Origin of the sequence: Polymorphum gilvum SL003B-26A1 (assembly GCF_000192745.1) — a bacterium.
Classification (GTDB): Bacteria; Pseudomonadota; Alphaproteobacteria; order Rhizobiales; family Stappiaceae; genus Polymorphum; species Polymorphum gilvum.
On the sequence record NC_015259.1, the window covers coordinates 3,060,478 to 3,085,339 of the forward strand.

The 24,862-nt window shown below is 68.8% G+C and carries 22 protein-coding genes and 1 CRISPR repeat array (1 of these 23 cut by a window edge); of the genes, 2 read left to right on the plus strand and 20 right to left on the minus strand.

Features of this window, described 5'->3' with window-relative positions; translation table 11 throughout:
- A CRISPR array of direct repeats spans positions 1–1,308; the repeat unit is 29 nt; unit sequence GTCTCCCCCGCCTACGCGGGGATGAACCC; it begins 561 nt to the left of the window's first position.
- A gap of 119 nt (positions 1,309–1,427) precedes the next feature.
- Positions 1,428–2,258 carry an FkbM family methyltransferase gene (locus SL003B_RS14345; RefSeq protein ID WP_013653583.1) on the plus strand — a complete coding sequence of 277 codons (831 nt, stop codon included), beginning with the start codon at positions 1,428–1,430 and terminating at the stop codon, positions 2,256–2,258.
- Positions 2,259–2,402: 144 nt separating this feature from the next.
- Here the strand turns inward: SL003B_RS14345 and SL003B_RS14350 are convergent, their stop codons facing one another.
- Positions 2,403–3,737, minus strand: coding sequence for an HlyD family type I secretion periplasmic adaptor subunit (locus tag SL003B_RS14350; protein WP_013653584.1), 1,335 nt, complete (start codon positions 3,735–3,737; stop codon positions 2,403–2,405).
- A complete protein-coding gene (locus SL003B_RS14355) occupies positions 3,734–5,545 on the minus strand; it encodes a type I secretion system permease/ATPase (protein WP_013653585.1) in 1,812 nt (603 codons plus the stop codon). Before SL003B_RS14355 ends, SL003B_RS14350 begins: the two co-directional genes overlap by 4 nt.
- Positions 5,546–5,863: 318 nt before the next feature.
- On the opposite strand from SL003B_RS14355, the gene SL003B_RS14360 reads away from it, so the two are divergent.
- Positions 5,864–7,111: an MFS transporter gene (locus tag SL003B_RS14360; protein ID WP_013653586.1), complete on the plus strand. Its 1,248-nt coding sequence runs from the start codon at positions 5,864–5,866 to the stop codon at positions 7,109–7,111.
- 12 nt (positions 7,112–7,123) lie between these two features.
- On the opposite strand, the gene SL003B_RS14365 is transcribed toward SL003B_RS14360, so the two are convergent.
- The 18 genes from SL003B_RS14365 to SL003B_RS14450 all read right to left on the minus strand — a co-directional run bounded on the left by SL003B_RS14365 (position 7,124) and on the right by SL003B_RS14450 (position 24,862).
- Positions 7,124–8,431 (minus strand): LysR family transcriptional regulator, encoded by a 1,308-nt coding sequence (locus tag SL003B_RS14365; protein WP_013653587.1) that lies wholly within the window; start codon positions 8,429–8,431, stop codon positions 7,124–7,126.
- A gap of 51 nt (positions 8,432–8,482) precedes the next feature.
- Positions 8,483–9,352, minus strand: a complete 870-nt coding sequence (locus tag SL003B_RS14370; RefSeq protein ID WP_013653588.1) for an amidohydrolase family protein — start codon at positions 9,350–9,352, stop codon at positions 8,483–8,485.
- Positions 9,321–11,249: a TRAP transporter permease gene (locus SL003B_RS14375; protein WP_013653589.1), complete on the minus strand. Its 1,929-nt coding sequence runs from the start codon at positions 11,247–11,249 to the stop codon at positions 9,321–9,323. The genes SL003B_RS14370 and SL003B_RS14375 overlap by 32 nt, the downstream gene beginning before the upstream one ends.
- A gap of 54 nt (positions 11,250–11,303) precedes the next feature.
- Positions 11,304–12,224 (minus strand): TAXI family TRAP transporter solute-binding subunit, encoded by a 921-nt coding sequence (locus tag SL003B_RS14380; RefSeq protein WP_013653590.1) that lies wholly within the window; start codon positions 12,222–12,224, stop codon positions 11,304–11,306.
- 37 nt (positions 12,225–12,261) lie between these two features.
- Complete coding sequence (locus SL003B_RS14385; protein ID WP_013653591.1) at positions 12,262–13,296, minus strand: 4-oxalomesaconate tautomerase; 1,035 nt, start codon at positions 13,294–13,296, stop codon at positions 12,262–12,264.
- A 25-nt stretch (positions 13,297–13,321) separates the two neighbouring features.
- Positions 13,322–13,996, minus strand: a complete 675-nt coding sequence (locus SL003B_RS14390) for a 4-carboxy-4-hydroxy-2-oxoadipate aldolase/oxaloacetate decarboxylase (RefSeq protein ID WP_013653592.1) — start codon at positions 13,994–13,996, stop codon at positions 13,322–13,324.
- Positions 13,996–14,727, minus strand: coding sequence for a PIG-L deacetylase family protein (locus SL003B_RS14395; RefSeq protein ID WP_013653593.1), 732 nt, complete (start codon positions 14,725–14,727; stop codon positions 13,996–13,998). Before SL003B_RS14395 ends, SL003B_RS14390 begins: the two co-directional genes overlap by 1 nt.
- 11 nt (positions 14,728–14,738) lie before the next feature.
- Positions 14,739–15,689 carry a VOC family protein gene (locus SL003B_RS14400; protein WP_041375556.1) on the minus strand — a complete coding sequence of 317 codons (951 nt, stop codon included), beginning with the start codon at positions 15,687–15,689 and terminating at the stop codon, positions 14,739–14,741.
- 16 nt (positions 15,690–15,705) lie between these two features.
- Complete coding sequence (locus SL003B_RS14405) at positions 15,706–16,020, minus strand: YciI family protein (RefSeq protein WP_013653595.1); 315 nt, start codon at positions 16,018–16,020, stop codon at positions 15,706–15,708.
- Positions 16,021–16,265: 245 nt separating this feature from the next.
- Positions 16,266–17,150, minus strand: a complete 885-nt coding sequence (locus SL003B_RS14410; protein WP_013653596.1) for a DUF1932 domain-containing protein — start codon at positions 17,148–17,150, stop codon at positions 16,266–16,268.
- A 1-nt stretch (position 17,151) separates the two neighbouring features.
- Entirely contained in the window at positions 17,152–18,120 is a 969-nt protein-coding gene (locus SL003B_RS14415; protein WP_013653597.1) for a PDR/VanB family oxidoreductase, read from the minus strand.
- 25 nt (positions 18,121–18,145) lie between these two features.
- Positions 18,146–18,880 (minus strand): GntR family transcriptional regulator, encoded by a 735-nt coding sequence (locus SL003B_RS14420; RefSeq protein WP_013653598.1) that lies wholly within the window; start codon positions 18,878–18,880, stop codon positions 18,146–18,148.
- 7 nt (positions 18,881–18,887) lie between these two features.
- Positions 18,888–19,934: an aromatic ring-hydroxylating dioxygenase subunit alpha gene (locus SL003B_RS14425; protein ID WP_013653599.1), complete on the minus strand. Its 1,047-nt coding sequence runs from the start codon at positions 19,932–19,934 to the stop codon at positions 18,888–18,890.
- A gap of 547 nt (positions 19,935–20,481) precedes the next feature.
- Complete coding sequence (locus tag SL003B_RS14430) at positions 20,482–21,786, minus strand: TRAP transporter large permease (protein ID WP_013653600.1); 1,305 nt, start codon at positions 21,784–21,786, stop codon at positions 20,482–20,484.
- Complete coding sequence (locus SL003B_RS14435; RefSeq protein ID WP_013653601.1) at positions 21,783–22,277, minus strand: TRAP transporter small permease; 495 nt, start codon at positions 22,275–22,277, stop codon at positions 21,783–21,785. The genes SL003B_RS14430 and SL003B_RS14435 overlap by 4 nt, the downstream gene beginning before the upstream one ends.
- Positions 22,278–22,355: 78 nt before the next feature.
- Positions 22,356–23,477, minus strand: coding sequence for a C4-dicarboxylate TRAP transporter substrate-binding protein (locus SL003B_RS14440; RefSeq protein ID WP_013653602.1), 1,122 nt, complete (start codon positions 23,475–23,477; stop codon positions 22,356–22,358).
- Between the two features lie 33 nt (positions 23,478–23,510).
- The gene (locus tag SL003B_RS14445) at positions 23,511–24,386 is read right to left on the minus strand and encodes a 4-hydroxyphenyl-beta-ketoacyl-CoA hydrolase (protein WP_013653603.1); all 876 of its coding nucleotides are present in this window, start codon (positions 24,384–24,386) and stop codon (positions 23,511–23,513) included.
- Positions 24,383–24,862, minus strand: coding sequence for a MarR family winged helix-turn-helix transcriptional regulator (locus SL003B_RS14450; RefSeq protein ID WP_013653604.1), 480 nt, complete (start codon positions 24,860–24,862; stop codon positions 24,383–24,385). Before SL003B_RS14450 ends, SL003B_RS14445 begins: the two co-directional genes overlap by 4 nt.

Genomic DNA, 24,862 nt, shown 5'->3' on the forward strand with positions numbered 1-24,862 from the left:
TACGCGGGGATGAACCCTTTGCGCGTAGCTATTTGGTACTTGCCCTTTTGTCTCCCCCGCCTACGCGGGGATGAACCCCCGCGCCCGAGGCAACGCCCCAATCGCCCCCGGTCTCCCCCGCCTACGCGGGGATGAACCCGGCCGGCGACGGGATTGAAGCCAGGTGGGGAGGTCTCCCCCGCCTACGCGGGGATGAACCCTCGATAGACGCATGGGACAAACTGGACGACAGGTCTCCCCCGCCTACGCGGGGATGAACCCGGTCGCGGCACGTGATACCTGCCGAACGGACGGTCTCCCCCGCCTACGCGGGGATGAACCCCTTGCCGGCGCCAGGCTTATCGGCGCCAACCTGTCTCCCCCGCCTACGCGGGGATGAACCCGATTTGCTGTATGCCAGCTTGTATAGATCCGGGTCTCCCCCGCCTACGCGGGGATGAACCCGAGGACGACGGGGTATTTGACCCGGTCGAGTAGTCTCCCCCGCCTACGCGGGGATGAACCCGGGCCAAGCCGGAAGTAAGGGAAATCAGAGCCGTCTCCCCCGCCTACGCGGGGATGAACCCGAGTTGAATAATGCACCGATCCAAGTGCACGGGTCTCCCCCGCCTACGCGGGGATGAACCCAAGCCCGGCGGCTCCATCGCCGGGCTTTCGCCGTCTCCCCCGCCTACGCGGGGATGAACCCCTTTTACCGGCTCGATTTCGACGCGGACGTTTAGTCTCCCCCGCCTACGCGGGGATGAACCCCATTGCTCTCGACCTCGCTTATCGCTTCAAGGGTCTCCCCCGCCTACGCGGGGATGAACCCGATTTCCACCGTTCCCGCCTCGATCGCGACGATCGCCCGGAGTCTCCCCCGCCTACGCGGGGATGAACCCCTTCCGGCCGGGCCTCACCTTGCCCTGCGCGGGTCTCCCCCGCCTACGCGGGGATGAACCCTTCACGCGTGCCGATATGACCGGTTCCGCTCTGTCTCCCCCGCCTACGCGGGGATGAACCTTTTTGACAGCGAGGAGACTACTATCATGACACGTCTCCCCCGCCTACGCGGGGATGAACCCGCAAGTGACTGATCGACTTGAGCCTTATCAGAGTCTCCCCCGCCTACGCGGGGATGAACCCGTCATAGATTGCGCGCCCCTCTTTGCGTCATGGTCTCCCCCGCCTACGCGGGGATGAACCCGCTTTCATTATCATCGTCGACGCAGCTCATGAGTCTCCCCCGCCTACGCGGGGATGAACCGTGTTTGTAGGAGGGGGCGGCCCGCACGCTTACGTCTCCCCCGCCTGCGCGGGGATGAATGCCAGGGCGCAACTCAGGCGCAAAGTTGCCGCGCGCTTCCCGCCCGCCCGGGGATGCCCCAGATTGCCTTGACGGCCTACGGTCGCGTGGCGACAATCGTGCCCTTCGCGCGGGGACAGACATGACATCCTATGTTTTTCGGGTCCACGGATTGACGCTTGCCGGCCTGTCGCCCGAGGACAGCTATGTCCGCCGGCTCCGGGCGCAGCGGAAGCCGGAGCCGCAGTTGCTCACTTTCCTCCGGGCGCAGTACGACACGGACGGCGACTACGTCTTCGCCGACATCGGCGCCAACATCGGCTACACGGCCCTGCTGATGGCGCGGCTGTTTCCGAGGGCGACGGTGCATGCCTTCGAGCCGGGGCCGACCGTCTTTCCGCTGCTGCGGCACAATGTCGAGGGCGCGCGCGTGGTCCCGGTCAATGCGGCGGTGTCGAGCCGGAGCGGGACGGTCGCCTTCGTGGAGAATTCGGCCTATGGCCACATGGTGCCGCAGGCCGCCGGCGGCTCGACGCCCATGGTGTCGATGGCCGATTATGCCGCGCGCACCGGGATCGCGCGGTTCGATTTCGTCAAGATCGATGTCGAGGGCTTCGAACTCGACGTGTTCCGCGGCCTGGGCGGACTGACGGACACGGTCCTGTTCGAATTCAACACGTTTGCGCTCGACTGCCATAGCCGGGTCAATCCGCTTACGCTGCTGGAAGAACTGTCGGCCGACTGGGATCTCTACGAGTTCATGCGCACCGACCGGCTCGAGACGATCGACGATTTTCCGGCCGTTCTGCACAGGACCATGATCGATCGCCGGACGGTGTCGAATCTCGTCGCGGTCCGCAAGGGCCGGGCCCTTCGCCAGGACCTGATCGATCCGACGATCCGTGGACGGCAGATCCTCGATCTGGGCCGCGTGGTGAAGCGGTTCAGGGCCCGGCTCGAGGCCCCCAGATAGCCCGGCCGGCACGGCAAAGCCGCATCGGGCTCGTCTCCCCCGTCTCCCGCGGAGACGATCCCGGGTGCGGCTATGGCGACGACTCGGAACAAGAAAAACGAGGCGCAACCGGCGGGGCCGGCGGGGCCCGCCCCCTCCCCGCCCTCACCGTTCGCGCAGGGCGTGGGCGATCTGGTCGGCGACCGGCTTGACCAGGTAGGACAGCACCGTGCGCTCGCGGGTGCGGATGAAGATCTCGACCGGCATGCCGGGCACCAGGGTCTGGCCGTCCAGACGGGCCAGTTCCGCGTCGGGAATGGCGAGGCGGGCGGCGTAGTAGCCCGCGCCGGTCGCCGGGTCGACGGTCAGGTCGGCGGCGACCGTGACCAGGCGCGCGGCCAGTTCCGGCGTCGTGCGCTGGTCGAAGCTCGGGAAGCGCACCGTCGCGTCGCGGCCCGGCGCCAGTTGGTCGATGTCGACCGGCTGCACCTTGGCCTCGACCACCAGCAGGTCCTCGCGCGGCACGATCAGCATCACCGTCTCGCCCGCGCCGACGACGCCGCCGATGGTGTGGACGGCCAGCTGGTGCACGTAGCCGGCGCGCGGCGCGCGGATGTCGATGCGCGCCAGCTGGTCCTCGGCGGCGATCCGCTGCTCCTCCAGCCGGGCGAGGCGCCCGCGCACGTCCTGGAGCTGCTCGAGCACCTCGGCGCGCGCCTCGTCGTCGATCTGCAGGATCAGCAGGCGGCGCTCGCTGATCGCTTCGCGCGACTGGGCGATCTGGGCGATCAGGCTGCCGTAGTCGCCCTCCAGCCGGGCCTTGTCGCGCTGCAGCGCGGTGACCCGGTTGCGGGCGACCAGCTTCTTGTCCAGCAGGCCGATCAGGTCGGCAAGTTCGTCGTCGATCAGCTCGATCTCGCGCCCCTTGGCCAGGCGTTGCGCCTCCAGGCCCTCGACCTGCTTGTCGAACTGGCGGATCTGTTCCTCCAGCTGCTTCTTGCGTCCCGTACGACTGGCGCGGCGCGCCTCCAGCAGCTCGACCTGGCTGCGTTCGACGTCGGCCAGATCGGCGGCCAGGTCGGCCGCCTGCAGCCCCTGCGGGCGGGCGCCGAAGACGATCTCGGCGCGGCCGTCCCGTTCGGCGACGAGGCGCGCCTCCTGGGCGGCGAGATCCGCCAACTGGCGGGTGACAATGGCGAGGTTCGCCCGCGTCACCGTGTCGTCGAGGCGGAGCAGCAGGTCGCCGGCCTCGACCAGGTCGCCGTCGCGGACGGCGATCTGGCGGACGATGCCGCCCTCCTGGTGCTGGACCGCCTTGACGTTGGTCTCCACCACCAGCGTGCCGGTGGCGACCACCGCGCCTGCAATCTCGGTCACCGCCGCCCAGCCGCCGAGGCCGCCGACCAGCGCCGCCGCCAGCGCCAGCGCCGCCAGCAGGTGCCGGCGGATGCTCGCGCCGAGGCGGCCGTCGAGGTCGTGCACGGCGGGCGACAGGCTCATGCGCGCGTGCTCCCGGCGGCGGCGCCCGGCCCGGTGGTCGGCGCGGTGGTCGGCGTGGCGACAGGGGCGGCGACAGGGGCGACCACCTTCCTCAGCACCTCGTCCTTGGGTCCGCAGGCAACCACCTGGCCCTCCTTCAGGCACAGGACGCGGTCGACCGTGGCGATGGCGCTCGGCCGGTGGGCGATGACGACGACGATGGAGCCCCGGTCCCTGACCGCCTTGATCGCCCGGCTCAGGGCTGCGTCGCCCTCGGCGTCGAGGTTGGAATTGGGTTCGTCGAGCACGACGAGGAACGGCGTCCCGTACAGCGCCCGGGCCAGGGCGATGCGCTGGCGCTGGCCGGCCGACAGCACCATGCCCTCGCTGCCGATCACCGTGTTGTAGCCGTCGGGCAGGGTGACGACGAGATCATGCACGTCGGCGAGCCGCGCCGCCTCGATCACCGCTTCGGACCGCGCCGCAGGCTCGAAACGGGCGATGTTGTCCGCGATCGTGCCGTCGAACAGCTGCAGGTCCTGCGGCAGGTAGCCGATGAACCGGCCGCGCCGGCCTTCCGGCCATTGCCCGAGGTCGGCGCCGTCGAAGCGCACGACGCCGCGCAGCGGCGCGACCGCGCCGACGATCGCCCGCGCCAGAGTCGACTTGCCCGAGCCGGACGGGCCGATGATGCCGAGACCGTCTCCGGCGGCAAGCTGCAGCGTGACGCCCTGGACGACCGGCTTGGCGACCCCAGCCGGCGCGCAGGTGACGGCGTCGAGGCTCAGCCGCTCGCGCGGCAGCGGCAGGTCGATCAGGGCGCCGTCGCCCTGCGCCGGCCCGAGCACCTCCCTCAGCCGCGCAAGGCCCTGCCGGAAGGCCAGGAAGCCACGCCAATGGGCGATCGCCTGCTCGACCGGCGCCAGCGCCCGCGAGGTCATGATGGAGGCTGCGATCATGACGCCGGGCGAGATCTCCTGGCGGATCGCAAGCCAGGCGCCGACGCCGAGAATGGCCGACTGCAGCACGAAACGGAGGGTCTTGATCGCCGTCGCGAACGCCCCGGTGCGGTCGGCGGCTTCCTGCTGGCGGGCCAGATAGGCGGCGTTGTCGCGGCTCCAGCGCTCGCTCAGCGCCGGGCCCATGCCCATGGCGCGGGCCGCTTCGGCGTTGCGGCGGCCGGTCTCGACCGCCGCCGTGCGCTGGCCCGCCACACGCGCCGCCTGCGCCACCGGGGCCCGCGACAGCACCTCGTTGAGAATGATCAGGACGCTGATCAGGACAGCGCCGGCGAGGGCGACGAAGCCCAGCAGGCTGTGGAACAGGAACACGATCGCCAGATAGAACGGCAGCCACGGCACGTCGTAGATCGCCGCGGGTCCCGGACCGGCCAGGAACTGGCGCACCGTGTCGAGGTCCTGAACCGGCCGCAGCCGGGCGCCGCGGCTGCCGTGGAGCACCGGCACGGCCATCGAGATCCCGTAGGCCAGCCCGGACAGGCGCGCGTCGACCCGTTGTGCGATGCGCACAAGGATGCGACCGCGCAGCCCCTCGAGCAGCCCGTAGAAGACGTAGAGCGCGAAGGCCAGCGTGCCGAGGACGACCAGCGTCGGCACCGAGCCGCTGACCAGGACGCGGTCATAGACCTGCAGCATGAACAGCGGGCCGGTCAGCATCAGCAGGTTGATCAGCAGGCTGACGGCGCCGGTCGCCACGAGCGCGCCGCGGACGCTCCCGAAGGCCGCCGCCACAGGCGCAAGCGCCCCGCCGCGCGACGGCGCGGGCGACCCGGATGCGGATGTCGGCCGTTCGGGGGCGATGTCGGCCACGGATCCTGTCTCCTGGCATGTCCGCCGGCCCGCCCGGCGGTCGCGCGGCGACACGGCCCCGGTGCCCGCGGCAGCCGACTCATGCTGCGATGGAACGCGAAGACGCGGCCCTTGGCAAGCACGTTCGGCCGCCTGGCAGTGTCTGCGTTTGACATTCAGCCCGCGCTCCGCCGCCGTTGACGCCGGGCCGGGCGCGGTATAGGGGTCATGCGGTCCCGGGCAACTCGGGACCGTCCTTCTGCGCGGCCGGCCGGCGGAGCGGTTCATGCAAGCGACAGTTCCTTCCAGGGCCGGCTCGGGCGCCGCGCGCAACGCATCATGGCGATAGCTGCGGGCCAGACCCGGGTCGTGCTCGCCCTCGGCACGGCGCAGACACTCGCCTGGGGCTCCACCTTCTACCTGCCGGCCATCCTTGCCGTGCCGATGGCGCGCGACCTCGGCGTGTCGAGCGGCTTCGTCTTCGCCGCCTTCTCGGCGGCGCTGGTCGTCTCCGCCTTCGTCGGACCCGGCGCCGGCCGGCGCATCGACCGGCTCGGCGGGCGCGACGTGCTGGCGCTGGCCAACCTGGTGTTCGCCGCCGGCCTCGCCCTGCTCGGCACCGCGCAAGGGCCCATTCTGCTCGTCGGCGCCTGGTTGGTGATCGGCTTCGGCATGGCCATCGGCCTCTACGAGGCCGCCTTCGCGACGCTGGCCGGCATCTACGGCACGAAGGCGCGCGGCGCGATCACCGGCATCACCCTGCTCGCCGGCTTCGCCAGCACCGTCTGCTGGCCGATCTCGGCGGTGCTGGAGGCCGAGTTCGGCTGGCGCACCGCCTGCTTCGCCTGGGCGGCGGCGCATCTGCTCGTCGGCCTGCCGCTCAACCGCCTGCTGGTGCCGGCCGGCCGCCATGCGCTCCCGGACAAGGCAGCGGAGACGGGTGCGCCGGCACCCGATGCGCTTGCTGGTCCGCCGGCCAGGGCGTTTACAGGGGCGTTTACCGGGGCGTTTACCGAGGCGTTTGCCGGCTTGCGCGACCGGGCGATGATCCTGCTCGCCGTGGTGTTCACCGCCACCTGGTTCATCAGCACGGCCATGGCCGCCCATCTGCCGCGCCTGCTGCAGGATGCCGGCGCCACGCCGGCTGCGGCAATCGCCGCAGCCGCACTGGTCGGCCCCGCGCAGGTCGCCGGACGGCTGGTCGAGTTCGGCCTGCTGCGGCGCGTCCACCCGCTCGTCTCGGCGCGGCTCGCCGCCCTCGCCCACCCGCTCGGCGCCGCTGCGCTGCTGGTGTTCGGGGCGCCGGCCGCCGCCGTCTTCGCGCTCGTGCACGGCGCCGGCAACGGCATCCTGACCATCGCCAAGGGCACCCTGCCGCTGTCGCTGTTCGGCGCCGCCGGCTATGGTGCGCGCCAGGGCGTGCTGATGGTGCCGACGCGGCTCGGCCAGGCCGCCGCGCCCTTCGCCTTCGCGCTGCTGATGGAACGCTTCGGCGCCACCTCGCTGCTGGTCTCCGCCGTCATCGGCCTGTGCGGCGTCGCCGCGCTGCTGGCGCTCGGCACCACGCAGGCCGGCCGGAGCGACTGAGGCGCGCCGCCCTCAGTTTCCGCCAGCACCCGGCGACAGGTCGCCGACCGCGTGGTCGAGCGCGGCGAGGAAATCCGCCTGCAGCGCCGTCGGGCGCCAGTCGGCGCGCAGGGTCAGCCCGATCGGCCGGCGCGTGTCGCCGAGGTCGATCGGCAGCACGCACAGCTGGCCGGCGCGCAGCTCGTACCAGATCTGGCGCGGCGACACGATGGTCAGGAAATCTGACTGGGTCAGGATCCCGCGCAGCGCCACCAGCGAGCCGGTCTCGACGAAACCCGCCTGCGGCGCCTCGCGCGGAAAGCGGGAAGCCAACGCCTCGAACACCGCCCGGCTCGGCGTCGCCCGACGCGGCAGCACCCAGGGATAGCGCACGAGATCCGCGTCGGTCAGCGTCGTCGTGCCGGCGAGCGGATGGCCGGCGCGAGCGACGATCGACAGGCTGTCGTCGAACAGCCGTTTCTGCGTCAGGTCCTCGTGCTCCAGTTCCTGGCGCAGCGCCCCGACGATCATGTCGATCGAGCCGACCACGACGCCTTGGGCGAGCGCCTCGTAGGAGCCGTCGAGGATGCGGATGCGTGCCCGCGGATGGCGGCGGGCGATCTCGACGACTGCTTGCGGCACGATGCGCGAGCGCACCAGCGGCAGCGTGCCGATGACGATGCGCCCGGCGTAGTCGCCCTCGAATTCCCGCACCTCCTCGAAGGCGTTGTCCAGTTCCTTGAGCACCAGGCTGGCGGCCGTGGCAAGCGTGCGCCCGGCCGGTGTCGTCTGCAGCCGCCGGTAGGCCTCGTCGAACAGCGTCACGCCGAGAATGCCCTCGATCTCGCGCGCGGCGCGATGCACCGACGGCTCCGACTGGCCGAGGGCGCGGGCGGCGGCCGAGAAGCTGCCGGTGTGCGCGACCAGGCTCGCCGCGCGCAGATGCGAGATGGTGGCGTGGGTCTCGAGCAAATCGGGCGTGCTGCTGCCCTCGGAGCGGCAGCGGCGGGCGATCCTCTGCGCCGCCTCGCGGATGTAGCCGAGCGCGCGGGCCGCGCGCGCGACCACCACCTCGCCGCGCGGGGTCGGCACCACGCCGTTGCCCTGGCGTTCGAGCAGCGGTCCGCCGAACTGGGCGTTCAGCCGGGCCAGCGCCTGCGAGGCGGCCGGCTGGGAAATGTGCACCGTCTCGGCGGCGCGGGTGAGCGAGCGCTCGCGCACTGCCGCTTCCAGCAGCCGGACATGGCGCAAGTTGGGATAGCCCGTGCCGCAGCGCCCGGCGTCGGCGATGTCCTCGTGCAGGTCGATGTCGCTGTCCTCGAACCGGTTCGGCATCTTCATGATGTGCCCGCCATTCAGTCAGAGCCGGGACAGCGCGTCAACGCGACGGAGTCAGCGCGCCCAGTACAGACGCTGCGGATTGTCGACCAGCAGCCTGCGTTGCAGGTCCTCGGTCGGCGCGATCACCGGGATGCGGTCGACCAGCAGGCCGTCGTCGGGAATGTGGCTCTTCATGTTCGGATGCGGCCAGTCGGTGCCCCACAGGACGCGGTCGGGACAGCTCTCGACCAGCGTGCGGGCGAAGGGCGCCACATCGTCGTAAGGCGGGCCGGCGACGGTCAGCCGTTCCGGACAGCCGACCTTGACCCAGAACTTGTCGTCTTCCATCAGCGTCCGGAAGGCGCGGAAACCGGGCGACTCGACGCCGGCGGCGATATCCGGCCGGCCCATGTGGTCGATCACCACGGTCACCGGCAGCGCCTTCAGGAACGCGGTGAGGTCCTCCAGGTCCGGCGCCTCGAAATAGACCACGACGTGCCAGCCGAGGTCGGCGACGCGCCGGGCCAGGGTCGAGAACACGTCGCGCGGGCCCGGGTCGACCAGCCGGCGGACGAAGTTGAAGCGGATGCCGCGCACCCCCGCCGCGTCCATCTGGCGCAGCTCCTGATCGCTGATGTCGGGGCGCACCACGGCGACGCCGCGGGTCCGCTCCGGCTCGCTCTCCAGCGCGTCGACCAGCGCGGCGTTGTCCTTGCCGTGACAGCTCGCCTGGACGATGACGTTGCGCGAGAAGCCGAGATGGTCGCGCAGCGCGAACAGCATCTCCTTGGGCGCATCGACCGGCGTGTACTTGCGCTCGGGCGCGTAAGGAAAGCGGTCGGCCGGACCGAACACGTGGCAATGGGCGTCGACCGCTCCCGCCGGCGGCACATAGGCCGGCTTGGAGGGATCAGGATGCCAGGTCTGCGGATCGGTTGTCATGGGTCCTCCAGGAGTTCCACAGCGGGATCGCGATCAGCACGAGGCCGGCGGCCTTGGCGGCGAAGCTGAGCACCGCCGCCTGGTCGATCACGAGGGAATAGGTGAACAGCACGGCCGCCGCCCAGTAGGCCAGCCGGCCGGCCAGGGACATCGGGCGGATGCACCAGCCGACCATCGCCGTGCCGGCGGCGAAGGTGGCGCCGACGGCGCCGATCGTCGCCATGACGATGTCGAGCGGCGTGCCGATCAGCAGCAGGCCGGGCGAATAGACGAACAGGAACGGCGCGACGACCTTGACGAAGCCGAGCCGCATGGCCTCGACCGCGGTCTCGTTCGGCTGGGCGCCGGCGATCGAGGCGCCGGCATAGGCAGCGAGCGCCACCGGCGGCGTGATCGCCGACAGCAGGCCGTAATAGAAGATGAACATGTGGGCGGCGATCACCGGCAGGCCGAACTTGACCAGCGCCGGCGCGATCAGGATCGCCAGCAGCAGGTAGGCCGCCGAGGTCGGCATGCCGAGGCCGAGCACGAAGGAGGCGATCATGGTCAGGACAAGGACCAGGAACAGGCTGTCGCCGCCGAAGTCGAGGATCATCGCGGACACCTTGAGCGCCATGCCGGTCAGCGTCAGCACGCCGATCAGGATGCCGGCCACGGCCACCGCCGCGACGACCGGCAGGACGTTGCGCAGCGTCTCCACCATCACCTCGACGAGGACTGCCGGCCCCATGCGGGTCTTGGCCGACAGCAGCGAGATCGCCAAGGTCGCGGCGATGCACAGCACCGCCGCCTTGGCCGGGGTGTAGCCGTAGATCAGGAAGCCGACCAGCGCGACCAGCGGCAGCAGCATGTAGCCGCGCCCGGCAAGCACCGAGCGCACCGTCGGCACGTCGGAGCCGTCGGAACGGGACATGTTGAATTTGCCCGCCTCCAGGCGCACGGCGACCAGCAGCGCGAAGACATAGAGCAGCGCCGGGATCAGCGCCGCCGCGGCGATGGTCGCGTAGGGCGTGCGGGTGACCTCCGCCATCAGGAAGGCGGCCGCGCCCATCACCGGCGGCATGATCTGGCCGGCCGAAGAGGCCGCCGCCTCGATCGCGCCGGCGACCTTCGGCCGGTAGCCGGTGCGTTTCATCAGCGGGATCGTGAAGGTGCCGGTGGTGACGACGCCGGCGACCGCCGAGCCGTTGATCGAGCTGAACATGGTCGACGACACCACGGCGGTGAGCGCCGGGCCGCCCTGGATGCGGCCGGTCAGGGCATGGGCGAGGTCGACGAAGACCTGGCCGAGGCCGGAGCGCAGCAGCAGCGCGCCGAGCAGCGAGAACAGCAGGATGTACTGGGCGGCGACGCCCATGGGCAGGCCGAACAGCCCCTCGGTGCTCAGGAACAGGTTGGAGGTGACGCGGCCGAGGCTGTAGCCGGCATGGCCGTAGACGCCGGGAATGTGGTTGCCCCAGAAGGCATAGGCGAGCGCCGCGACGCCGATCACCACCATCGACCAGCCGATCGTGTAGCGGGCCAGCACGAAGACCGCGACGGTGCTCAGCACGAACAGCCGGACATCCATCTCGCCGGCGATGCCGCCGCTGCGGATGATGGCCATGAAATTCGCCTGGAGATAGGGGCCCGGGATCAGCACCAGGATCGCCAGCACGTAGAGCGCCAGCCGCCAGGCGCGCCAGTGCATGCGCGCGGCGACCAGGAACAGTCCGGCCGAGGTCATCAGCGAAAAGAAGGCCGAGCGGAGCAGCAGCGCGGTCAGGCTGCCGAACCATGCCGAATGAACGACGAGGAACGTCGCGGCCACCGCCAGGAGCGACACGACGATGCACAGCAGCCTGTGCTCGAGACGCCCGAGATGTCCTTCGGGCAACAGCTTCCAGATGGTGGCCACGACGGCGCTCCCCGTTGCCGCCGGCAGGGCCCGTCGCCCCGCCGGCGGTGACGATCAGTTTTCGTCGAAATAGCGCTTGGCACCTTCGTGCAGCGGAACCGGCACGTTGGTGGCCGTCGCCCGCTGGATGTCCTTGGCGGCCGGATGCACCGCGCCGACGTCCGCGAGATTGTCGAACAGCGTCTTGGTGATCTGGTAGACCAGCTCCGGATCGGCATCCGCCGCCGTGAACAGGATCGCCGGGTCGCCGAGGGCCGGAACCGGCTGGTCAGCGCCGGCATAGACGCCGCCGGGAATGTCGATCACCTCGTAGAACGGATATTCCTGCAGCAGGCCGGAGACCTTGTCCTTGTCGACCGGGACGATGGTCATGTCCATGGTCGTGGTCAGTTCGATGAAGGCCGAGGCCGGCGTGCCGGCGAGGATGATCGACGCGTCGAGGTTGCCGTTCTTGATGGCGTCAGTGGCTTCCGTGTAGGACAGGAACGACACCTTGCCGAGATCGAACACGCCGTAGGCGGTCATCAGGCGCTCGGCCAGCACGGCCGAGTTGGAGCCCGGAGGGCCGACGGACACGCGCAGGTCGCCAAGGTCCTCGACGCCGTCCGCGCCGCTCGCCTTGGTCGCCGCGATCTGCAGGATCGCCGGGTAGAGATAGGCGACGGCAGCGACGTTCTGCGCGGCCTCGAACGGACCCTGGCCGTTCTTGCCCTCGTAGAGGGTCGAGGCGCTGGAGAAGCCGAGCGTCATCTCGCCGGCCGAGACGCGGCGCACGTTCTCCACCGAGGCGCCGGTCACTTCGGCGTTGGCGGTGACGCCGTCGAGCTTCTTGCTCAGGATGTCGGCCATGCCGGCGCCGATGGCGTAGAACACGCCGCCGGTGCCGCCGGTGCCGATCGACACGCGGGTGTCCGCCGACGCCGGCAGCGCGGCCAGCACGGTCAGCGCCGTGGCCGTGATCAGTCTCTTCATCATGTCTTCCTCCTCTTGTGGATGCTCATCATGGTGCGCCTCACGCGAAAACGGTCCCGTCGAACAGTTTGCGCGCCGTCCTGAGCACGCCCGTCGAGCGTACTCCGCCGTCGTCGTCCAGCCGGGCGATGACGGAGAATTCGCCGGTGGGATGTTCGATCGACAGGGTTTTCGGGTTGCCGCCCGGCACCGCGGCGATGCGCGCCGCCGGTCCTTCTGCGAGCAGGCATGCGGTGCCGACGCTGACCGCCCCGAGCACGCCGATCGCCGCATGGCACTTGTGCGGGATGAAGGTGCGCGTCGACACGCAGCCGCCGTTGCGGGCCGGGCTGACCAGGGTCATCTTCGGCACAGAGCTGTCCCTGACGTCGCCGAGGTTCATCAGCGGGCCGGCCTTGAGGCGGATCGACTCGATGCGTGCCTTGAGGTCGGCATTGGCGTCGAGTTCCTTCGGGCTCTCCGTTCCGGCGACGCCGAAGTCGGCGGCGTCAAGTATGACGCAGGGCATGCCGTTGTCGATCAGCGTCACCTCGACGCCGTCGATGACGTCGATCGCGTTGCCGGTCGGCAGCAGCGCGCCGCAGGACGAGCCGGCGGTATCCTCGAAGACGATGGCGACCGGCGCCGATGTGCCCGGCACGCCGTCGATGCGCGCCTCGCCCGCGTAGCTCACCCGGCCACCCGGCGTGCGGATCGTCGCGATCGCCTTCTGGCCGGTGTTCTCCATGAAGATGGCGACGTCGGTCTCGCCGTCCTGCGCCGGCACCAGGCCGCGTTCGATGGCGAAGGGACCGACGCCGGCGAGGATGTTGCCGCAGTTCTGGGCGTCGGTGACGATCGCCTGGTCGACGAAGACCTGCAGGAACAGGTAGTCGACGTCGATGCCCGGCCGCGTCGACGTCCTCACCACGGCGACCTTGGAGGTGAGCGAATCGGCCCCACCGAGACCGTCGATCTGGCGCGGATCGGGCGAGCCCATGATCCTGAGCAGGACGCGGTCGCGCTCGGCCGGGTCGGACGGCAGGTCGTCGGCGAGGAAATAGCCGCCCTTCGACGTCCCTCCCCGCATCCACATGGCCCGGATCCCGGCAGACGCCACGTCAGACATATTTCAGCCCCTTCTCGGCCAGCCGCTCGCGCATCTTGTAGATGTCGAGGCCGAGTTCGCCGGCGGCGAGCCGCCTGCGCTTGTCCTCCTCGGCGGCGACGCGCGCGCGCGCCTTCTCCAGAACGGCCTCGGCCTCGTCGCGGCGCACCACGCAGACGCCGTCGTCGTCGGCGACGATGACGTCGCCCGGATTGACATAGGCGCCGGCGCAGACGACCGGCACGTTGACCGAACCGAGCGTCTCCTTGACCGTGCCCTGCGCGAACACCGCCTTGGACCAGACCGGGAAGTTCATCGCCGTCAGGTCGCGCACGTCACGCACGCCGGCGTCGATGATCAGGCCCCTGCCGCCGCGCGCCTGCATGGAGGTCGCCAGCAGGTCGCCGAAATAGCCGTCCTCGCACGGGCTCGTCGGCGCCAGCACCAGGATGTCGCCCGCCTTCACCTGCTCGATGGCGACATGGACCATCCAGTTGTCGCCCGGGGGCGCGGAGATGGTCACGGCGGAGGCGGCGAGCTGGGCGCCGGAGAAGATCGGCCGCATGTAGGAGGCCATCAGGCCTTTGCGGCCCTGCGCCTCGTGCACGGTGGCGACCCCGCATTCGGCCAGCCCGGCGATGACCGCCGGATCCGCCCGCTCGATCGACTGAACGACGACGCCGCCCATCACAGCTCGTCCACGGTGCGCGGGAAGATCGACTGGAAGCCCTCGGCGTAGCGGCAGTCGCGACCGCCGGCCTGGCCGCCGGAGTTGCGGCGGAAGTGGTTGCCGCGGTTCTGGGCGACGTTCTCGTAGTAGTGCCACAGGTGCTCCTGGCCCTCCATGCACTGGATGGCGGCCCACTTCTTTTCCCAGACCGGGGTGATGTCCAGGAACACATCCGGCTTCCATTCCATCTGCTCGGTCTGGTGCGGCTCGAACAGGTAGAGCTGCGGCGCGCCGAGCACCTTCTCGCCCGGATTGTGGCCCCAGGCCTGGGCGATCATCCGGCACTCGAGCGCGAACTGCGTCGTGTACATGTGGTCCGTGTTATAGGGGTCCCACTTGGAATGGCTCATCATGAAGGCCGGCTGCACCTTGCGGATCACGTCGACCATGCGCTCCTTGGCTTCGGCGCCCAGGGCGAGCGGATAGTCGCCGAGGTCGAAGAACTGGATGTCGGTGACGCCGAGCGCCTTGGCGGCGTTCTCCGCTTCCTTGCGCCGCTCGGCCTTGACCTTCTCCAGGGTCATGCCGGCCTGCTTCCACAGCTTGGCGCTCTCGCCGCGCTCGCCGTAGGACAGGCAGACGACGGTAACGTCGTAGCCTCTCTCCTCATGCAGGGCGATCGCTCCGCCGCACCGCCAGACGAAATCGGCGGAATGAGCGCTGATGACCAATGCGGTTTTCTTCGACATGCTGATTTCCCTTATTCGCCCACCGGCGGCGTGCCGTGGGTATGGAAGCTTTCGATGGTCTTGAGGCCCCAGGCCTGGCCCTTCCGGCGATCGGCTTCGGTCCACACGACCGGTTCCCAGTCCGGCTGCAGGATCAGCCGGGCACCGGCGTTGGCGAGCTCGACGCGGTTGCCGGCCGGCTCCCAGACATAGAGGAAGAAGGTGCCCTGGACGGCGTGCTTGTGCGGCCCGGTCTCGATGTGGACGCCGTTCTGCAGGAAGATGTCGGCGGCGCGCAGGATGTCCTCGCGCTGGTCGGTCGCATAGGTGACGTGGTGCAGGCGGCCGACGCCGCCGCCGTGCTCCTCGGTGCAGGCGAGGTCATAGGTCTTGTTGTTGACCGTGAACCAGCAGCCGCCGAGCCGGCCGTTGTCGAGCTGGATGATCTCGGTCACGCGGCTGCCGAGGCAGGTCTCCATGAAGCGGCGAAACTCGGTGACGTCGGAGGACAGCAGGTTCAGGTGGTCGATGCGCCGGGGGGCGGCGCCGGTGAAGGCGGAGGCGGTGTTCTTCAGCGCCGGCACGTCGGCACCGCCCGGCCGGTACTTCACCGTGTCCCAGTAAAGTTCGAAGACGTGGCCGAACGGATCCTCGAAGCGGAACGCGCGGCCGTGGCCGAGGTCGCCGTCGATCCAGCCGTGCACCGTGTATCCCGACGCCTCGATCGCCTTCACCCGCCGCTCCAGGGCCTGAGGACTGGAGACGCGATAGGCGACGTGGCCGACGCCGGTCCGGTGCGAGCGCGTCAGCTTGAGCGAACAGAACTCGTACTCGTCCCAGGCCCGAAGATAGGCCGATGTGTCGTCCCGGCCGGACAGCTTCAGGCCGTAGACGCGGGTGAAGAAGTCGAGGCTTTCCTCGAACTTGTCGGTCAGCATTTCCACATGGCCGAGATGGGCCACGTCGTGACAGGGTTCCTGCATCGCCGTTCTTTCGTGCTCAGGGGGACAGCGGTTCGATCCGCTGGGCCTGGAAAGTGTCCGCCAGCCGGATCAGTTCGATGCTCTCGACGACGCCACCGATATGAAAGGGATCGCCTTCGGCAAAGGCCAGCGCGGCCTCGCGGCTCTCCGCCTCGAGAATGCCGAAGTTGCCGATGCCCTGCTCGCCCGCATCCGCCCACAGCGCGCTGCCGGTCAGCACCCGGGCGCGCGCCTGCCCGCCCGAGGCGACATAGGCGCGGTGCTCCGGCCGCAAGCGGTCGCGCAGCTCGGCAACGCCCTCGCGGTGGCGGCAGATCATCAGGAAATACACGGCCTGCGCTCCCCGGCTGCGACCGCCGCGCGGTCCGCCCGGACCGCCACACGTGAACCCGTAGGCATGTCCTTCCTCCCGAAGGGCGCGCCGAAGCCATGCCCGCACGCCCGTCTTGTCGTTATTCCTCTACGACGGAGGTAGCATTAAAGGGGCGGCGCGCCCAAATTGAAGCGGATCACAGGTCATAAGTTCTGGCTACAGCATCAGTGGCACCGTCGCCGGAGCGGGCGCCATCGGGGCACTCAGCCCGCCGCGCGGCGGCGGTCCGCGACCGCACGCACCAGGTCGGCCAGGTCGGCCGTGTCGTCGAGGATCAGCCCGAGGCTGCCGATCTCGTCCTGGACGTCGGCGATGGCGTCGGCCAGATGCTGGCCGCCGGCGAAGCCGAGATCGGCCATGGAGCGGGCGGATTCCCGCATTTCGGCCGCGCGCCTTCTGCCGTGGCGGGTCACGCGCTCGAACTGGTAGGCGCCGAACTCGGGCCAGCCGAGCTGCCTGAAGGAGGTCGACAGCGAGCCGTAAACGCGCTCGTAGCAACCCGCCGCCTCGGCGGCCAGCAGCGCCTGCACCGTGATCGCCTCGAGGCCCTTCACGAACAGGCTGCGCACCATCTTGATCGAGGTCGCCGCACCGACCCGCTCGCCGACCACCTCATAGGCAAAGCCGAAACCGTCCAGCCGATCCACGGTGCCGGACGCGAGCGCGCCGGCGACCAGCACCGGCGTGCGATGGCCGCGCGGATGCACCGGCGCCATCACCGCCATGTCCACATAGGCGGCCCCGCCCCGGCAGACCAGCGCGGCCGTGTCCGCCTTGCGCTGGCCGGAGACGGAGTTGATGTCGACATAGACCTGTCCGGGCTGCAGCACGTCGGCGACCGAGACGGCGGCGTTGTAGCTCTCTGCCGCGGTCACCGCCGAAATCACCCAGCCGGCACCGTCGACGGCCGCCGCCGGACTGGCGGCAAGCGCGACGCCGCGCTGTGCGGCCGCCTCCACGACTGGCGCCTCGCCCGCCGTGCCCTGCAGGATGTCATAAGCCGAAAAGGAGACCGGCACGCCGGTCTCCTTGAGGCTGTCCACGAAGGCCCGGGCCGCTTCCCCGAAGCCGATGAAGGCAAGTTTCATGTCAGACCCGATAGCCGATGTCGATCACCGCGTGACCCTTGACCAGTCGGGAAACGCAGCTGCACATCCGGTGGCTCTCGCGCTTCTCCTCCTCGGAGAAGAACACGTCGCGATGGTCCACCTCGGCGTCGGCCTCGACGATCTCGACCGCGCACAGGCCGCATTCCCCACGCTGGCAGTCGTAGATCATCTCCACGCCGGCGTCCATCAGGGCGTTGAGCAGCGTCTTGTCCGGCGGCACGACCACGGTCATGTTCTTGTTGAGGATCTCAACCTCGAAGGTCTCCTCGGCGAACTTGCCGTTGTCGCCGAACACCTCGTAGCGCAGCCGGCTGACCGGCCGGCCGGCCTCGGCCCAGGCCTTCTTGACCGCCTCCAGCATGCCGAGCGGGCCGCAGACGTAGAGCTCGCCGTCGCGCGGCAGGCGCTCGATCGCCGCGGCCAGGTCGACGAACTGGTTGTCGTCGGCGGAGTACAGCGACAGCCGGTCGCCGAGCAGCGCTTCCAGCTCGTCGACGAAGGGCATCGCGGCGCGGTTCTGCGCCCCGTAGTGCATGGTCACGCGCGCGCCGTGGCCGGCCAGCGCCCGGGCCATGCCGTAGATCGGCGTGACGCCGATGCCGCCGGCCAGCAACAGGTATTCGCTCGCCCGCCAGGACAGCTCGAAGCGGTTCTCCGGCACGGTCATCTCGACCGCCATGCCCGGCTCGAGCGTGAAGATGTGGCGCGAGCCGCCGCGGCTCTTGGGATGCAGCTTGACGGCGATCGACAGCTGGCCGTGCCCGACCGGAATGCAGGTATAGGTGCGGATCGCCGGACGGCCGTTGATCGTCACCTTGATGTTGGTATGCGAGCCGGCCTCGAAGGGCGGCAGGTCGCCCTCGACGTCGAACGCGAGCAGCCGGACGCCGTCGGCAATCTCCGTGACCGAGGCGACGGTCGCCTGTCTCCATTCAATCGCGTTGCGCATTCTTCTTCCTCCCTCTTGCGCGTCCTCAGGTCGCGACCAGCGCGAGACCGGGAACCCGCACGATCAGGCTGCGGTCCTGAAACATCACATATTCAAGGTTCTGGCGGGCCAGGCGGGCGTGTTCGCGCGCCACCGCCTCGGCGCGCGAGCCCTCGCGCGCCTCGATCGCCTCCAGCAGCGCCCGGTGCTGGGCCTGGGCGCCGATCAGCGAGCGGCGGAACTCCAGCACGTCCTCCTGCTCGCGCAGGAAGGCGCTCGGCGAGGCGAAGGCGAGTCGCGAGGCGCGTTCCACCTCGCGGCGGACCATCTCGCTGCCCGACAGGCCGGCGAGCAACTCGTGCAGCTCGCTGTTGAGTTCGACGTAGCCGTCAAAATCCATCTTCTTGACGTCGGAGCCGAGCGTGCGGTCGAGCGCCTCGACCACCTTGCGGAACTGCCGCAGCTTGACCGGCTCGACGCCGCGCTCGGCAGCCAGGCGGGCCGCAGTGCCCTCCATCACGCCGCGCAGCTCGATGGCATCGATGACGTCCTCGAAGGTGAAGGTGCGCACCGCGTAGCCGCCGGCGGGGATGCGTTCCAGCAACCCCTCCTGCTCCAGCTTGGCCATGGCCTCGCGCATGGGCGTGCGCGAGATGCCGAGACGTTCGGAGAGCGGCACCTCGTAGAGCCGCTCGCCCGGCGGCAGAGTGCCGCCGAGGATCAGGTCGCGCAGCTCCATGACGGCCTTGCGCGACAGGGACGCACCTTTCGCCTCGCCCACGGCCGCCTCACTCCGCCGCGATGCGCAGTGGCTGCTCGTCGGCGATCATCTGCTGGATCAGCTTGCGCGCCCACATCGAGCCGGCGTCGATGTTGAGGTTGTAGAAGACATGATCCGGATTGTCGTCGATCGCCTTCTGCTGTGCCTCCAGCACCGCCTCGTCCTCGCGGAACACGGTCGACACGCCCTCGCGCAGCTGGTGGGTGCGCGCCTGGTTGTGGATGTCGTAGTGGCGGGCGAAGGCCCAGAAGTAGTGGCAGGTCTTGTCGGTTTCCGGCGTCATGGTGTTGAGCACCATGCCCTCGACACCCTTGGAGCGGTCGCCCTGCGGCGCGCCGGTGCCCGTCGGCGCGACGCCGACCTCGATGCAGATCGTGCTCGGCGCCTGGAAATGGATGATCTGCCAGCGGTCGACATGTTCCTTGCGGCCGAGCTGGCCGGCCCAGAACGGCGGCGCGTCGATGTCGATCATCCAGCGCGTGACCGTCGCGGTGCGGTCGGTGTGGGTGGTCTGGAACGGCGCCTCGGCGACGGCGCGGTTGCCGATCGACGAGCCGTGCACGAAGGTCTCGTGGGTCAGGTCCATCAGGTTGTCGACGACCAGCCGGTAGTCGCACTTGACGTGGATCCGCTTGCCGTCGGCGGCCCATTCCGGATCGTTGATCCAGTGCATGTCCGGAACCTTGGCCGGGTCGGCCAGCGCGGGGTCGCCCGGCCAGATCCAGACGAAGCGGTGCTTCTCGACCACCGGATAGCTCTTCACGCAGGCCGACGGATTGATCGTCTCCTGCGAGGGCATGTACACGCAGCGCCCGCTGTCGTCGAATTCGAGGCCGTGATAGGGGCAGATGACGTTGTCGCCGTTGAGTTCGCCGCCCGACAGCGGCACCAGGCGGTGCCAGCAGGCATCGGCCAGCGCGACCGCCTCGCCGGTAGTCTTGCGGTACATCACGATCGGCTTGTTGCAGATCTTGCGGGCCAGGAGCGACCGCCCCACCTCGACGTCATAGGCCGCCGCATACCACGCGTTCAGCGGAAAAATCTGTTCGGTCATGCTCTCCTCCTCATGATCGGAACTTCAAACTGTATGACTGGTGTATACACGACCGCCACCCATGCATCCAGTCCCTCCGGCAAGATTTCTCGCCCGAACCCGCTTTTTCTTCGGAATTTCCGCGATTTTTCGCCCTTTCCGGACCAGGCCTCCGCTGCTGCCGTGATTCCCGCCAGTCGAAGACGCCACAGACCGCCGGGATTCGGACGAAACCCGCCAGCAAGAGCATCGGATTTTCGTAAAAACGCCAGCTATCGGCCAGATGACGAAAAACGCCGGCGGGTCATGCCCCGGCGCTGGGCGTGCCGACAAGGGCCACGCTCTCTTTCGACGTCATCCCGGGCGAGCAACGGGAGGCCGCTGCCGGGGAGCCAAGAGCCCTTCCATTTCAATGAGATAATACCGACGCGCTTCGGTTCATCGATCCCGCATCTCCGCTTCGCTGCATGCGGAAGGGCGAAAGCGGGGGCTTGTCATCAAGCCGAACGCCGGGACTCTTGCCCCGGCGTTCTATGTATACACGGAATGTGTCGGCGGGGGCCTGAACCTAGTTCATCATGTTCGGCAGGAAGAGCACGATCTCCGGGTAGGCGATCACGATCGCGACCACGAGCACGTCGATGACCACGAACGGGATCACGCCCTTGAACACCTGCACCACGCTCACGTATTTGGACGCCACGTTCTTGATGACGAACACGTTCAGCCCGACCGGCGGCGTGATCATGCCGATCTCCAGCAGCTTGACCACCAGCACGCCGAACCAGATCAGGCTGATGCCCTCCGCCTTCAGGATCGGCAGCAGCACCGGCAGGGTCACCAGCATAGCGCCGAAGGGCTCCATGAACATGCCCAGCACCAGATACAGCAGCACGATCAGGAGCATCAGCTCGACATAGCCGAAGTCGGCGCCGTCGACCGCCCCGGCCAGGAAGCTGGTCAGCCCGGTCAGGCCGAGGAAGCGGGTGAACATGGCCGCGCCGACACCGATGATGAACAGCGACGACGACGTCATCAGCGTCTCGATCATCGAGGTCTTGAAGCTCGACCAGGTCAGGCTCCGGGTCGCTATCGCGATCACGATCGCGCCCAGCGCGCCGACAGCGCCAGCCTCGGTGGCGGTGAAGATGCCGGAGAACAGGCCCCCGAACACCACCACCATCAGCAGCAGCACCGGCCAGATGTTGAGGAGCGCCTTGCGCGTGTCGATGGCGCCTGCGTCGAGCGGGCGCGGCGGCGCGATGTCCGGCCTGAGCCAGCAGGTCAGCAGCACGACGACGGCATAGGCAAGCGCGGTCATGATGCCGATGGTAATGCCGCCGACGAAGACCTTGGTGACCGATGTTTCTGCGAAGACGCCGTAGACGATCATCAGGATCGAGGGCGGGATCAGCGCGCCGATGGTGCCGCCGGCCGCGATGGCGCCGCTGGCAAAGCTCGGCGCATAGCCCGACTTGATCATCTCGGGGATGGCGATGCGGCCCATGGCGGCGGCCGTGGCCAGCGACGAGCCGCAGACGGCGGCGAAGCCGGAGCAGGCGAAGATCGAGGAGATGGCGAGCGCGCCCGGAATGCGGCGCAGCACCGCCTTGGCGGCGTCGAACAGGCCGCCGGTCATGCCGGTATGGAAGGCGATGAAGCCCATCAGCAGGAACATAGGCACCGCCGACAGCGTCCAGTTGGAGACGAAGGAGAACGGCGTCGAGGACAGGATGCCGATCGCCGGCGTCGGGCCGAGCAGCCAGGCGATGCCGGCCACCGGCACCGCGATCAGGGCCAGCGCGACGGGCACGCGGAGCGCAAGCAGCACGAACAGGAGGATCACGCCTGCGATGCCGGTGGCGATGCTCATTTCGCGGACTCCTGCTTGGGAACGATCATGCGGATCGCCGTAACGAGTGCGGCCAGGCCGAAGCCGAGCGGCACGAGGAAATAGGCCGGCCAGGTCGGCACCCGGGTGTTCTGGGCCAGCACGAACACGCCGGTGTCGTAGTTCTTCAGCGCGGTCTGCCAGGTCACCCAGGCCAGTGCGCCGTAGATGACGGTCGACACGAGCGCGACCATCCGGTCGGACCATTCCAGCGCACGGGGGCCGAGCAGCGGCTCGATCACCTCGACCTGCACCATGCCGCCGCCGCGCTCGACCCAGGCGAGCGGGATGAAGGCCAGCGCGATCATGTAGTAATGGGTGACGATCTCGTAGGTGGCCGGGATCGGCGAATTGACGGCGTTGCGCAACGCCACGTCGGCGACCACGTGCAACATCAGCGTGATGATGGCGAGGGCTCCGATCAGCGCAAGCAGCAACAACAACCCGTCCTGCACGCGGAAAAGCGAGCGCATGGGACTGTCCTCGGGTGGCGGGTGGACACAGGCAGTCGGCCGGGGCCCCGCGAGCAGGGCCCCGGCCGGTTCGTCGGATCAGCTGCCGTAGCTGGCGAGATCGACCTTCGACCAGACCTCGTCATAGACCTTCTGGGCCATGACCGCCGGGTCGTTGTTCGCGGCTTCGGCGATCGCCTGCCACTTCGCGACCAGCTCCTGGAAGTGCTGGATCTGCTCCGGCGCGTCGGCGATGCCGAACTCCTTCTGGGAGTATTCGCCGGCCGTCTTGATGTCGGCCTCGACGAAGTCCTTGATCGCCTGCACCAGCGACGCATCCGCCTCGATCAGTTCGACGCCCTTGTCCTTGGACGCCTGCTCGGCGTCCTTCGGCATGTCGTGGCCCCAGCGGTTGGTGAAGTCGGCATTGGCGCGATTGGCGGCCCGCACCATGGCGGCGCGGTCCTCGGCCGACAGGCTCGCCCAGGTGTCCTTGTTGACGGTGAAGTTGGACGTCGAATGATACAGGCCGAGCGGCGCGAAGGTGACGTATTTCACCACCTCGACCAGACGGAACGACAGCATGTCGGCGATCGAGGCCATGGTGCCGTCGATGGCGCCCTGGTTGATCGCCTCGAACTGGTCGAGCACCGACAGCTGCACCGGGGTGGCGCCGAAGTTCTCGGCCAGACGCGCCCAGGGCGCACCGCCCGAACGCAGGCGCAGGCCCTTGAGGTCCTCCGCCGTGCGCACCGGCTTGGTGGTCAGGAACTCGTAGACGTCCGACGCGCCGGAGCCCAGGTAGACGAAGCCCATCTTCTTCATCTCTTCCTGGCACGGGGCGCAGGTGACGATGAATTCGGTCACCGCCGCGCCCATCGCCTGCGAGTTGGTGCCGATCAGCGACAGCTGGCCGGTCACCGCCATCATCGGCAGGTCGGCGGGAAAATAGAGCGGCAGCAGGTTGCCGACTTCGGCGATTTGGCTCTGCAGCGCGTCCTTCATCTGGCCGAGCGAGACCACTTCGGGGCCCATGACGGTGGCGGTCAGCCGGCCGTCGGATTCCTGCGGCAGGTATTCCACCAGCTTCTGGTACAGGTGGCTGTTGGACGGATGCGCCGGCGGCGCGCCCGGAGCGATGCGCAGTTCGCGCGCCTCGGCCATCGTCGCGCCGAAGGCCATGCTGGCCGCCAGCGCCGTCATAGCAAGCAGTTTCTTCATCTCACTTCCTCCCAAATCAACGCCCGGAACCCGCTAGAGCTTGAGAATCTTCCTCGCATTCTCCTTCAGGATGAGCGGGCGGACCTCATCCCGGATCTCGATCTTGCCGAAATCGGCCAGCCAGCGGTCCGGCGTGATCGCCGGCCAGTCCGAGCCGAACAGCATCTTGTGCTTCAAAATCGTGTTGGCGTACTGCACCAGGATCGCCGGAAAATATTTCGGCGACCAGCCCGACAGGTCGATGTAGACGTTGGGCTTGTGGGTCGCCACCGACAGCGCCTCCTCCTGCCAGGGGAAGGAGGGATGCGCCAGGATGATCGGCATGTCGGGGAAATCCGCCGCCACGTCGTCCAGGTACATCGGGTTGGAGAACTTCAGCCGCATGCCCATGCCGCCGCGCATGCCCGAGCCGACGCCGGTCTGGCCGGTGTGGAACAGTGCGATGGCGCCCTCCTCCGCGATCGCCTCGTACAGCACGTAGGCGCTGCGGTCGTTGGGGTAGAACCCCTGCATGGTCGGGTGAAACTTGAAGCCCCTGACACCGAACTCGCGCACCAGACGGCGCGCCTCCCGCGCCCCGGCCTTGCCCTTGGCCGGATCGATCGACGCGAAGGGGATCATGATGTCGCTGTTTTCGGCCGCGATCTGGGCGACTTCCTCGTTGCTGTAGCGGCGGAAGCCGGTCTCGCGCTCGGCGTCGACGGGGAAGATCACGCAGCCGATCTTGCGCTCGCGGTAATAGACGGCCGTCTCGCGCACGGTCGGCAGCATGCCCTTTGCGCCGGCGGGATTCCTGAAATACTTCGCCATGCCGGCCTGGAACTCGTCGTAGCCGTCGTCGCGCGGGCCGCAGCAGGGTTCCTCCGCGTGGGTATGGATGTCGAGCGCGATCAGATCGTCGAGATTCATTTCGTCTCCTCCCGGTCCAGCCCCGAGAACTTCCTCAGCAGGCGGATCAGTTCGTTCTTTTCGTCGGCGCTCAGATGGCTGTCGAGCGAGCCGATGTAGCCGAAGAAGTCGCTCCGGTGGCGGGCGACGAACTCGCGCCCCATGGGCGTCAGGTCGAGTTCGACCGCGCGCCGGTCGTGGTCGGGAATCGTGCGCATGATGTAGCCGTCGGACTCGAAGGCCCGCACCAGCTTGGTCATGTGCGCGTTCTTGATCATCAGCCGCTGCGCCAGGATGCCCTGCCGGATGCCCGGATTGCAGTAGATCAGCCAGAGCACCGAGAACTCGCCCGGCTTGAGGCCGAGATGGCCGATCTCCTTGTAGAAATACTCGAACACGCGCAGCTGCGACACGCGCAGCAGGAAGCCGAGCGAGACCTCCAGCTGGCCCATCTCGACCTTGTCGGCCGTCAGCGGCGGCGCGATCGTCTGGTCCAT

What these genes read in the sequence shown, in the direction of transcription:
- SL003B_RS14345 (WP_013653583.1), top strand. Translation starts at nt 1,428, where the DNA reads ATGACATCCTATGTTTTTCGGGTCCACGGATTGACGCTTGCCGGCCTG.
- SL003B_RS14350 (WP_013653584.1), bottom strand. Translation starts at nt 3,737, where the DNA reads ATGAGCCTGTCGCCCGCCGTGCACGACCTCGACGGCCGCCTCGGCGCG.
- SL003B_RS14360 (WP_013653586.1), top strand. Translation starts at nt 5,864, where the DNA reads ATGGCGATAGCTGCGGGCCAGACCCGGGTCGTGCTCGCCCTCGGCACG.
- SL003B_RS14365 (WP_013653587.1), bottom strand. Translation starts at nt 8,431, where the DNA reads ATGAAGATGCCGAACCGGTTCGAGGACAGCGACATCGACCTGCACGAG.
- SL003B_RS14370 (WP_013653588.1), bottom strand. Translation starts at nt 9,352, where the DNA reads ATGACAACCGATCCGCAGACCTGGCATCCTGATCCCTCCAAGCCGGCC.
- SL003B_RS14380 (WP_013653590.1), bottom strand. Translation starts at nt 12,224, where the DNA reads ATGATGAAGAGACTGATCACGGCCACGGCGCTGACCGTGCTGGCCGCG.
- SL003B_RS14385 (WP_013653591.1), bottom strand. Translation starts at nt 13,296, where the DNA reads ATGTGGATGCGGGGAGGGACGTCGAAGGGCGGCTATTTCCTCGCCGAC.
- SL003B_RS14390 (WP_013653592.1), bottom strand. Translation starts at nt 13,996, where the DNA reads ATGGGCGGCGTCGTCGTTCAGTCGATCGAGCGGGCGGATCCGGCGGTC.
- SL003B_RS14395 (WP_013653593.1), bottom strand. Translation starts at nt 14,727, where the DNA reads ATGTCGAAGAAAACCGCATTGGTCATCAGCGCTCATTCCGCCGATTTC.
- SL003B_RS14400 (WP_041375556.1), bottom strand. Translation starts at nt 15,689, where the DNA reads ATGCAGGAACCCTGTCACGACGTGGCCCATCTCGGCCATGTGGAAATG.
- SL003B_RS14410 (WP_013653596.1), bottom strand. Translation starts at nt 17,150, where the DNA reads ATGAAACTTGCCTTCATCGGCTTCGGGGAAGCGGCCCGGGCCTTCGTG.
- SL003B_RS14415 (WP_013653597.1), bottom strand. Translation starts at nt 18,120, where the DNA reads ATGCGCAACGCGATTGAATGGAGACAGGCGACCGTCGCCTCGGTCACG.
- SL003B_RS14425 (WP_013653599.1), bottom strand. Translation starts at nt 19,934, where the DNA reads ATGACCGAACAGATTTTTCCGCTGAACGCGTGGTATGCGGCGGCCTAT.
- SL003B_RS14430 (WP_013653600.1), bottom strand. Translation starts at nt 21,786, where the DNA reads ATGAGCATCGCCACCGGCATCGCAGGCGTGATCCTCCTGTTCGTGCTG.
- SL003B_RS14435 (WP_013653601.1), bottom strand. Translation starts at nt 22,277, where the DNA reads ATGCGCTCGCTTTTCCGCGTGCAGGACGGGTTGTTGTTGCTGCTTGCG.
- SL003B_RS14440 (WP_013653602.1), bottom strand. Translation starts at nt 23,477, where the DNA reads ATGAAGAAACTGCTTGCTATGACGGCGCTGGCGGCCAGCATGGCCTTC.
- SL003B_RS14445 (WP_013653603.1), bottom strand. Translation starts at nt 24,386, where the DNA reads ATGAATCTCGACGATCTGATCGCGCTCGACATCCATACCCACGCGGAG.
- SL003B_RS14450 (WP_013653604.1), bottom strand. Translation starts at nt 24,862, where the DNA reads ATGGACCAGACGATCGCGCCGCCGCTGACGGCCGACAAGGTCGAGATG.